Raw genomic sequence first — 9,471 nt, 5'->3', positions numbered from 1 at the left:
AAAACAATACAAAAATACGCCATCGATTTTCTAGCAGTTTCTCATTTCATTCTCTCCTTCATTGTTTTCCAATATCGCTTCCAGTCATTACTTAGATTTTGACAACCCATTAAAGGAGCAGCGAAAAAAACTTCACAAACGGCTCATCTAAATTGAATCTTTTTATTTTTCCTGAGAGAAAATGCTCCTTGCCCTTATCTATATAAATGAGAGTAACTTTTTATCCTACCTTTTAAGGTCGTTGCGTAATCACTCCAGGATGATTATTATTTCCAGGGAGGGAAATCGTAACGACCTTCCTCATTTAAATACCCCATTTAAATACCCCATGGTTCATTCTAATGAGATTCTCCAAAAAATAATCTGACCATCGATTGCAACTAACTATTTTAATCCTTTAATTTGAGGGGTTCTCCAAAAGACCCAAAGTATAGCAAAAGAGGTTTTTCATGAAAATCGAAATGATTGGACTTCCCTTAGATTTGGGAGCCAACCGGCGCGGTGTGGACATGGCCCCTTCTGCCATTCGAATCGCAGGAATTACTGAACGGCTTGAAAAAATTGGTCATGAAATTAAAGATGACGGAGACCTCGAGGTCTTCGTTCCGGAGGTGCTAAAAATTGAGAATCCAAAATTAAAATATCTTCCGGAGATAACAAAGTCGGTAACCCACCTGGCCGATGAAGTCAGCCGAACTCTTGAAAACGGCCGATTCCCCCTGGTGCTCGGCGGCGATCATTCAATAGCGGTAGGCTCGATCAGCGGGGCAGCGAGATTTTTTAAAAGCAAAAACAAAAAACTCGGAGTCATTTGGATCGATGCGCACGGAGATATGAACACCCACGAAACGACTTTAAGCGGCAACATTCACGGCATGTCTTTCGCGGCAGTTCTCGGCAAAGGGTGTAAAGAATTGGTAAATGTCGGAGGTCAATTTCGAAAAGTACATCCGGAGGACGCAGTGCTCGTTGGCGCTCGTAATTTAGATCCGAAAGAGCAGAACTTAATTCGTGATTCCGGAATCACCGTTTATACAATGGAGGAAATCGACCGGCGCGGCATTTGTGAAGTCATGAGCGAAGCAGTAGAAATCGCGACTCGACACTCAGACACTTTGCACGTAAGCCTGGATATGGACGCACTCGACCCCCGAGAAGCACCCGGAGTCGGCACCCCGGTAAGGGGCGGCTTAAGCTATCGCGAGGCACATACTTCCATGGAAATTATTGCAAGCTGCAAACGCCTTTGCTCGCTGGAAGTGGTTGAAGTCAACCCGATTCTGGATATCCGAAATACGACCGCGGAAGTGGCTGCTGAACTGGTAGAGAGTGCTTTGGGAAAGAGGATTATTTAAGCCGTTTTTTTTTAAGCTAAATTCTTATTGACTCAGTGGCTCTTTTTTTATTATATTGACTGCCAGAAATTCTATTATAAAATAAAAAACATGTTGGCACAACTTGCTGGCTCAATTCTTAGATTAAAATACAGGCTGTTCGCTAAGCACCCTTCCATAAATGTTGTAGAGCAATTGCTGCGAACAGAAAATGTGTTAATCTTCATGCCGAACAAAATCGAACATTTCGGGGCAGCACTCAAGTCCCTGGAAAATCTCAGAAAGTTAAAGCCAAACTGGAAAATTACTGTCATCACCAAGCTCGAGATGGTAAGTTTTATTGACAGCAATCTAAAAGTAGATATTTTACCCTATTCAAATGACGATCTGAATTTCTTTGGGTTACCCAAAGATTCCATCAAGAAACTTTTTGATAAGACCTCATTTGATTTGGCTTTGGATCTAAAGCTAAAATTTGATATTATAACTATTGTTCTTTTTCAATTAAGCGGCGCTCCATTAAAGGTGAGTTTTGACAGCACAGAGAAGGCGCCCTTCTACAATTTTGGCATCAGGGTAAATGCTGCCGAAACCTTGACAAATAAGTATAACGCGATTGTCAAATATGTTACCATGATCGCGGGTTCACCAGCTAGCGAAGAATCCGTCAGCAGCGCACTCACCTAAATCTTACCTCAAAGCTTCAATTTTAATCTCACAGAAAGTGCAGAAAATCATCTCCTGCGTAGGCCTTTAACTTAGTTGAGATGAGTTTTCTGCTTTTGGACCGCATATTTAAAAATCATAAACAGAATCTTGGAGCCAGCCTTAATTGTTCCTGAAAAAGTACCGGTTACTTTAGAAACTCCGATTCTTTTTCGGTAGCTGACCGGCACTTCAGAAATTTTCAATCCTCTTCTCACCGCTTTGAGTTGCATTTCGACTGTCCAGCCGAAATTTTTGTCCGCCATTTCAAGGGAAACGAGTTTATCCCATTTTATTGCTCGAAAAGGTCCTAAATCGGTAAACCTGTGTCCGAAAAACAAGCGGATCAAATTAACAGCCAACCAATTTCCTAAACGTGCTTGGGGTAACAATGCACCTGGCTCTGAGTTGCCCAGCATACGCGAACCGATGACAAGATCCCTGCCCGCAGCGATCTCATCCAATAATATTGGAAGTTCGTCCGGAAAATCGCTGTAGTCACCATCTAAAAAAACCACCAAATCCGGTTTGAGTTTCTTTGCATAATTAATGCCGGTTAGACATGCGCTGCCATATCCCTTCTGTGCTTCATTCAAAACTGTAGCTCCGTGACTCCGGGCAACATTAGCGGTATCATCGGTTGAGTTATTATTCACGACGACAACTTCAGAAACCAGGCTTGCAGGAATATCCTGCAATACCGAACCAATCGATTTCTCTTCGTTAAAAGCGGGAATGATCACAAGAACTTTCATTGATTTTAAAATCGTTGTCCTCCAGTAATCAAATGTCGACTCACTTCCCCTTCATTAAAGAGAACGTCGATGATTGATAACCCGGGGGTAAAATTACCGAATAATTGGTAATATTCCGGTGCTTTAAATGAAAAAAAAATTAGTTCAACTTCTTTTTCATAAAATGGTTTTCTATCAAGATATATCGCAAAATCCCGTTCAGTTAGAAAAGCCGTACACCCCAAAGCGGTTGACATTTTAGCGAGAAGTGCGCTCCCCTTATCCTTTAAATTCAAGTCAGAACTCAGAACAATTTTTGTAGATAAATTCAATGACCTTTTGACAAACTCAATCAACTCTAGATTTAAATCGATTAAATATTTCCATTTTTTTGAAAGATAGATTTCTTCTAAAAAATCAGCATATTTTTCAAAATAGGCCGAATAGGTGTAATTTACTGACAAAGTTCGCCAGTGTTTTCTTTGCCAGTTTTGGGATGAATCGACAAGCGTTTCCCGAATAGTTTCTCTTCGATGTCCCTTAGTCAGAACCGGAACGGTCAACCAAGCCACCCCATTCACGGTTTTGATTTGAGTGCGATTTATAGAATTATGAGTCGTATATTGAAAATCGTCGGTTAAAACGAAAATATCAGCTTGAGCCATTTTATAAAAAAAGGAGAGTTTTGGAAGATAGCAAGGTTGATGAGCCGCTAATATCATCTTTTTTTCAGAACAATTTCTGAATGCTGCTCTATTAGCGATTTTATCAATCCTTTTTTTTCATCCTTTGCCGCCCGCATGAGAGTTTCCTTGCTATCAACATCATACCAGCTGGCTAAAAGTTTATACGATAGTTGCAATTTCTTTGCACTCTCAATAGTCAATTGCAATACAGAGTCCGAGCTCCATTCGATATTTTCGAACAAACCGCGATGTGCTTTATTTAACCCAATTAAATAGTATCCCCCATCTTCAGCAGGTCCCAAAACCAAACCTGATTTACTTAATTTCTCAAAAGCATCATCTATATTTTCTAAAGGTAATGTGGGACTATCACTCCCCAAAATCGCCACATTTTTATATCCCCGGGCAAATGCATCTTTAAACGCGTTTAGCATTCTCTCTCCCAGGTTTTTTCCCTCTTGGGGGAAAATAGTAAATTTCTTCGGAACAAATTCAGCAAAGTCAAGTTTTCGTTCTGCCGGCTCGAAAGCCACAAAGACTTTCTTGGCGGAACAGTTTTGGGCTAAGTCAAAAGTTTGTTGAATAAATAATCTATATAATTCAGCAGCAAACTCAAAGCCCACTTCCGCGCCCAAACGGGTTTTGACTTTCCGGGCCTCAGGATATTTAATGAAAAGAACAAGCGCCGTCATTTTAAGTAAGACCGGGGCTGTTTGGTGGAGCAATGATTTTCAGACATTTGGGTAGAATCGAAATCTCGATTTCCGATTTTTCATCAACAGGTTCACCGTCTATATTCAAGACACCCGGGGCGCTCCGTTGAATTCTGACTGATTTGGTCTTGTAAAAATCCGCATTAGGATAACGCCTAAGTCGGCCACTGAATAGCTTTGGCAGGGCTCGTATTAACTGAAATGTTGAAGTGTAGTGAATAATGGTAATATCCAAAAATCCATCGTTTAGTTTGGCATCTGGTGCAATAATGGCGTTATTACCATATTGCTGTCCGTTTGCTACGGCTATTAGAAATGGCTCAACTTCAAGGGAGTGATCGTCAAAACTAATCTTTACTGTTTCCGGCTTATAGAGAAAGAATTCCTTTGTGCCAATATAAAAATATGAAATCGGTCCCCTTTTATGATGCTCATCAAAACGTTTTCCTACGACAGCATCAAAACCGACACCCGCAACCAGTACAAAAAAACGGCCGTTCGCTTTACCCGTATCAATTTTCACCCTGTCTCCCTCGGAAATTAATTTGCAGGCCTTCTCGATATTTTGTGGGATTCTCAAAGTCCTGGCCAGCCCATTTCCGGAACCCATCGGGATAATGCCCATCGCGACCTCAGAGCCAACCAACCCGGATGCGACCTCATTTAGGGTGCCGTCTCCGCCGACCACCACAACCAAATCATCTGAGTCTTGAACAGCCTGATGAGCAAATTCCTTTGCTTCACCGCGTCTGGTTGTTGTTTTTAAAGTAACCTGGTTGCCGTTTTTAGAAAAATAGTCGGACACATATTTCTGCAACTCGTTCTTATTTTTACGCCCGCCGGAAATCGGATTGACGATTAGTGTTATCTGTTCACTCATCCTAAATCTATTTAGATTGTTTGGAATTTTTCAAGGTAAAGATATTGAATTTTAGATTTTTTGTCAAATTATTTGGAGGGAATTAGAGCGGGCTTTAATCTGAACGCCCACTTAAGGTAAGTAAACGTAGTTAAGAAAAATTCGAAGGGATAAAGTAAAGCTAATCGTTTTCCTGATAAATCTCCGCGCCGGGATAAAATGTCCCCCACGCAAACCAGTAAGCATTAAACGATTTTGTCTTTGCCAATTGCATTCCTGCTAATGGTCCATCAATAGCCTCCCCTAGTACATTCCAGGTTGAACTGGTTTCATTGTCTTTAAAGATAAAAGGGAAATCGCTTACATTGCCGTTCATGCTAAAAGTCAAAGTTTGGCTGTTCAGGTTTCTTGAGTAAGAAACGACAAAATTTTTCTCACCGCTGTCAATAACTAGAATCGGATTGCCATCGATTGAATCATTGATGACCCGTGAATTCTGTGACGTGGTGATGAGATAGACTTTGGTTTTATAGTTATCCGGCCCTCCACTAAAAAAGACCCCATGTACTCTTTGTTTTGGAGGTAACCTGTCATCCAAAAAGCTAACAGCATTTCTAAAAAGTGGCGGGGAATTTAGATTTGTATAACCAGGGTAAGCCGAGCCAGAAGTGGCGTAAGGCCTGCTGTGTCCAGTATTTGTGGAGAGAACCACCGTATTAGGGAAGAGTTTCTTCCAACTACCCCAAGAAGTTTCTATCGAGGGATAGACTTTTTGCTTAGTATTTCTTAATGTTCCCTGGTCGCTTTGTAATCGCATTTGTGGCCAATGACTGTCCGTCTGCCTGTCAAACATGATAAGATTATTGTTATAAAGTAACCCCGAGACGCCAAAGGTTAGATTTAAACCGTCGTTGTTGCCATCAAGAACAATGGCCGTTCCGGTCAATGGGCAATAACTGACGGTTAACAAATTGTTTGAAGCAAACTCCTCATTCACAACCTCGTGCCAATCCAATATCTGGTGAGGGTAGGCTCTGGCCTCGCCATCGACTACAATACCTACAATTAGGTCTTTATCATCGATAAAATCAGCTTGAGCTGCAGGAATGATTTCAGGATTGAAAAGAGAAGGAATGCCATCTTTAGGTGGTCCACCGGATAAAATTTGATTTTCCGGAATATTCCAACCCGAATCGGGACCGTTATCACCAACTGGATTAGACTGGCATGAAATCAAGGCTATTGTAACTGAAAGAATTAGTAAAAGAAAACTTATTTTTCTAAACATTGAATCACCTCTTCATTATAGTTTTGCAAGGTACTACTAATTAATTAGTGATTGGCCGAAAACACGTTGAGTTTCCGCGAGACGGTGTTATTATATTCACCTTGATGTGCGTGGCCTTCATTTTTAGCCCTGTCGGACACGAAGTCAGCAATCTTATGAGGCACTAAGGTGTCCGTTTGCATTATTTCATAACGAGCGGGCGCACGAATCCCTTGCTGGTAGTTGTTGTCGCGCCCGGAAGGTTAAGCAGCCTTCCGCAGCGGCTTGTTCTTTGACTTTTTTCTTTCCTTCTCCTGAAGAAGGTTGCCAATCTTGTGCAGGTTACAGGCCAGGATGCCGAGCGCAGCATACTTTTTGAAATGGCTCAAGCCTCTATCGGGACAACGGTTCAAACCGTGATGTTCCAGGCAATTGATGGCGGATTCCACTGCGGAGTGCTGCTTACGCAAAGCGATAAAGGTTTTGCAGTGTTCACGCTCGTATTCGTCACCATTGAGTTTGCCTTTTTTGGGCAAGATTAAATTCGGTACCAACTCCGAAAGCGTTTCATAGTTCTTAGGTGTCCAGTAGTTCTTGTCAAAGCTCATGCTTTGCACCTCATATTTTTCCAGAATCGCTTTGGCCATGGGGACCGCCAGGTCTTTGTCATGTTGTTTCTGCATCAGTTTGCGTGAGAGGATAAAGCCGAATTGGTCGGTGGCAATCGCAAGCTTCAGGCCTAACTCCTGGCGTTTTCCGGCTTTGCCTTTTTGAATCCACTCGGTATAGGGTTCAAAAAGCGAGAACACTTTCTCTGCGTGAGGAATAGTTTCTCCGAAAAGGATACGCCTGGTGACCAAATGAATCTGGTTGTCAAGATGCCCTTTGAAGTATTTCAATTCATCCAGGAGCGCTTTTTGTTTGTCAGATGCCTGTTCGATAGCCTGAGAATCAACTTCAGCCGCATCGAGTTTTTGACTCAATTGGCGCGCTAGCTGCAAATATGCCCGGGTTGCCTGCTGCAGTTTTTCTTGTTTGTTCTTGCCGCCAGAGAAGAAGAGTTTGCCGACTTGACGAGCGTGAGATTTAAATTGATTTATCCAGTACTGAGCCTTGCGCCATCCCGGCAGCCTAAAAGCCACAGCCAGCCGCTGGGCCAGTTGCAGGCTCTTGCGGGCAGCGTCAAATAAGAGATTGATGTCGGTTGGAAAGTGGACAGTGGATTCAAGCACATACGAATCGACCTTAACGTTGAGCTTTTCGTCTTTTTTTTTAATCAACTGATGCCCGGCCTCGACCACTAAGTCATTGATCTGCTCCAGCATCTCATCATCAAGCAGATCGATATTGTCTTTTAGGCTTTGCAAGGAATACTCTTTGGCTGTTTTCCCGAACTTGCAGATGCCCAGGAGGCCGCGGATATTCATATCGGAGTTACTCATATAATGAAGCGCATCATAATCGACATCACGGGCCAACCGCACTGTCGCCAGAACCAGGATTTCCCATAAGGTCATGCCTTGACGGCCTGTCTTTTTCTTGCCGTGCAGGACTTTGGCTTCGAGAATGTCGAAGACTCCCTGGTTTAACTCAGGAGTTGTGTAAATGTATTGCAACGCTCGCAGAACCGGTGGCATCTCGTCTCGACTCCTGAGCGGAATCTCAAGATTCTCGATGGGGGTGGCTCCAAGTTCGTACTGAATCTCAAATCTTTTACGCAATCTTAGCCTCGCTGGAAATGAATATAGTCTGAAAATATTGAACTTACAGCAAAGTTAAGCATTTTTAACAAAAGATTCAACATTATTATTATCAGCTAATAAATTATTTTTAATACACTTATGAGTTTTCGTTCAATCATTAAATAAATGATTCTGGTTGTTCGCCTTCTTTTTCTTGATTAAATTGATCAATGCTTTGAGGCAACTGTAATCGTTGACAATTAAGTATTCTTCCCTTATCTTTCCAAATCCTCCTGTCATTTCTTTCTCTAAAGACTATGATTGGCAAAACAATATCACATTACAAAGTCATCGAAAAACTCGGTGCTGGAGGCATGGGTGAAGTTTACCTTGCGGAGGACACAGAGTTCGACCGCAAAGTCGCACTGAAGTTCCTGCCAACGCAATACACATCTAACCCGGAAGCGGTCGGAACGTTTTAAACGCGAAGCGAAAGCAGCGGCCTCGCTCAATCACCCCATAGCGACGACGGATATCAGTTCACAAATTAAGGACGGTATTCTCATGAAACATTTAACTTCCACTCTACTTGTACTGGTTATGATTTCAGCGTCATCACTTCATGCCCAAACACCCAAGTTGCAATTTTCTTCCATGGCCGTACCGGCAGGTAACGGTCCACGCTCGGCAATCCTGGTTGACCTGGATCGTGACGGCAATCGTGATCTGGCCGTTGCTAATATACGTGGCTCAACAATTTCACTTATTTCGGGCACCGGCACCGGCTCTTTCACATTGCAGGGTAGTATTGCTACCATCCATAAAGCGCCGCATGCCATCGCATCTGGCGACTTTAATGAAGATGGTTTGCTGGATGCCGTCACCGCTAATCGAGACAGCAACACAATTAGCGTGTTTATAGGAGATGGTGCAGGCAGCTTCCTCGTCCCAACTTTCTTTGCAACAGGCAGGGGACCGCGCTGGATTGCGATTTCTGATTTCAATGAAGACGGGCATGCCGACTTTGCGGTCACCAATCGTGATGACGACACCGTCACCGTTTTGTTGGGTGATGGCGACGGCAATTTTGTGAAAGTAGGCGACTTTTACACCGGCGATGGTCCGGTTCCAATAGAGGCAGCCGATTTTAATGGTGATGGCTTCATCGACTTAGCAGTTGGCAACGATCTCAGCGATACTTTGGTGGTACTGGCCGGAGATGGATTGGGTGGATTTGCTTTTGAATCGGCGATTCCAGTTGGCATGTCGCCCAAGAACATCGCTGTAGGTGATTTAAATCAGGACGGCATTTCTGATATCGCGGTAGCTTGTTTGTTGGATGGGACGGTAACCATACTTTTTGCGGATGTGAAGGGAGGTTTTACCACCTCCTCCTATCCCGCAGGTGACGGCTCATTTGCGGTCGTCATCGAAGATTTTGACGGCGATGGGAAAAGTGACCTGGCCGTGGCCGATGGCGTCAATGATAAC

General features: G+C 43.1%; 10 protein-coding genes. 4 read left to right on the top strand and 6 right to left on the bottom strand.

Going from position 1 to position 9,471, the window contains the following annotated elements; all coding sequences use genetic code 11:
* Positions 1-449: 449 nt before the first annotated feature.
* Both rocF and IH879_13655 read left to right on the top strand, forming a co-directional pair.
* Positions 450-1,355, top strand: a complete 906-nt coding sequence (gene rocF / locus IH879_13660; GenBank protein ID MCH7675982.1) for an arginase — start codon at positions 450-452, stop codon at positions 1,353-1,355.
* Between the two features lie 204 nt (positions 1,356-1,559).
* Entirely contained in the window at positions 1,560-2,021 is a 462-nt protein-coding gene (locus IH879_13655) for a hypothetical protein (protein ID MCH7675981.1), read from the top strand.
* A 71-nt stretch (positions 2,022-2,092) separates the two neighbouring features.
* Here the strand turns inward: IH879_13655 and IH879_13650 are convergent, their stop codons facing one another.
* The 6 genes from IH879_13650 to IH879_13625 all read right to left on the bottom strand — a co-directional run bounded on the left by IH879_13650 (position 2,093) and on the right by IH879_13625 (position 8,019).
* A complete protein-coding gene (locus IH879_13650) occupies positions 2,093-2,794 on the bottom strand; it encodes a glycosyltransferase (protein MCH7675980.1) in 702 nt (233 codons plus the stop codon).
* Positions 2,795-2,799: 5 nt separating this feature from the next.
* Positions 2,800-3,438 (bottom strand): WbqC family protein, encoded by a 639-nt coding sequence (locus tag IH879_13645; GenBank protein MCH7675979.1) that lies wholly within the window; start codon positions 3,436-3,438, stop codon positions 2,800-2,802.
* A 53-nt stretch (positions 3,439-3,491) separates the two neighbouring features.
* Positions 3,492-4,184 (bottom strand): TIGR04282 family arsenosugar biosynthesis glycosyltransferase, encoded by a 693-nt coding sequence (locus IH879_13640; protein ID MCH7675978.1) that lies wholly within the window; start codon positions 4,182-4,184, stop codon positions 3,492-3,494.
* Positions 4,153-5,052: a diacylglycerol kinase family lipid kinase gene (locus IH879_13635; protein ID MCH7675977.1), complete on the bottom strand. Its 900-nt coding sequence runs from the start codon at positions 5,050-5,052 to the stop codon at positions 4,153-4,155. The genes IH879_13640 and IH879_13635 overlap by 32 nt, the downstream gene beginning before the upstream one ends.
* 160 nt (positions 5,053-5,212) lie before the next feature.
* Positions 5,213-6,319 carry a DUF3179 domain-containing protein gene (locus tag IH879_13630; protein MCH7675976.1) on the bottom strand — a complete coding sequence of 369 codons (1,107 nt, stop codon included), beginning with the start codon at positions 6,317-6,319 and terminating at the stop codon, positions 5,213-5,215.
* A gap of 242 nt (positions 6,320-6,561) precedes the next feature.
* Positions 6,562-8,019, bottom strand: coding sequence for an ISNCY family transposase (locus IH879_13625; GenBank protein MCH7675975.1), 1,458 nt, complete (start codon positions 8,017-8,019; stop codon positions 6,562-6,564).
* A 278-nt stretch (positions 8,020-8,297) separates the two neighbouring features.
* Between IH879_13625 and IH879_13620 the strand changes: the two genes are divergently transcribed.
* Positions 8,298-8,462: a hypothetical protein gene (locus tag IH879_13620; protein ID MCH7675974.1), complete on the top strand. Its 165-nt coding sequence runs from the start codon at positions 8,298-8,300 to the stop codon at positions 8,460-8,462.
* An 82-nt stretch (positions 8,463-8,544) separates the two neighbouring features.
* Positions 8,545-9,471: VCBS repeat-containing protein (locus tag IH879_13615; GenBank protein MCH7675973.1), on the top strand; the 927-nt coding region annotated here is incomplete at its 3' end.

Source organism: candidate division KSB1 bacterium (assembly GCA_022562085.1).
Taxonomy (GTDB): Bacteria; Zhuqueibacterota; Zhuqueibacteria; order Oceanimicrobiales; family Oceanimicrobiaceae; genus Oceanimicrobium.
The sequence above is the reverse complement of the archived record's forward strand: the minus strand, read 5'-3'. Positions and strand labels throughout refer to the sequence as shown.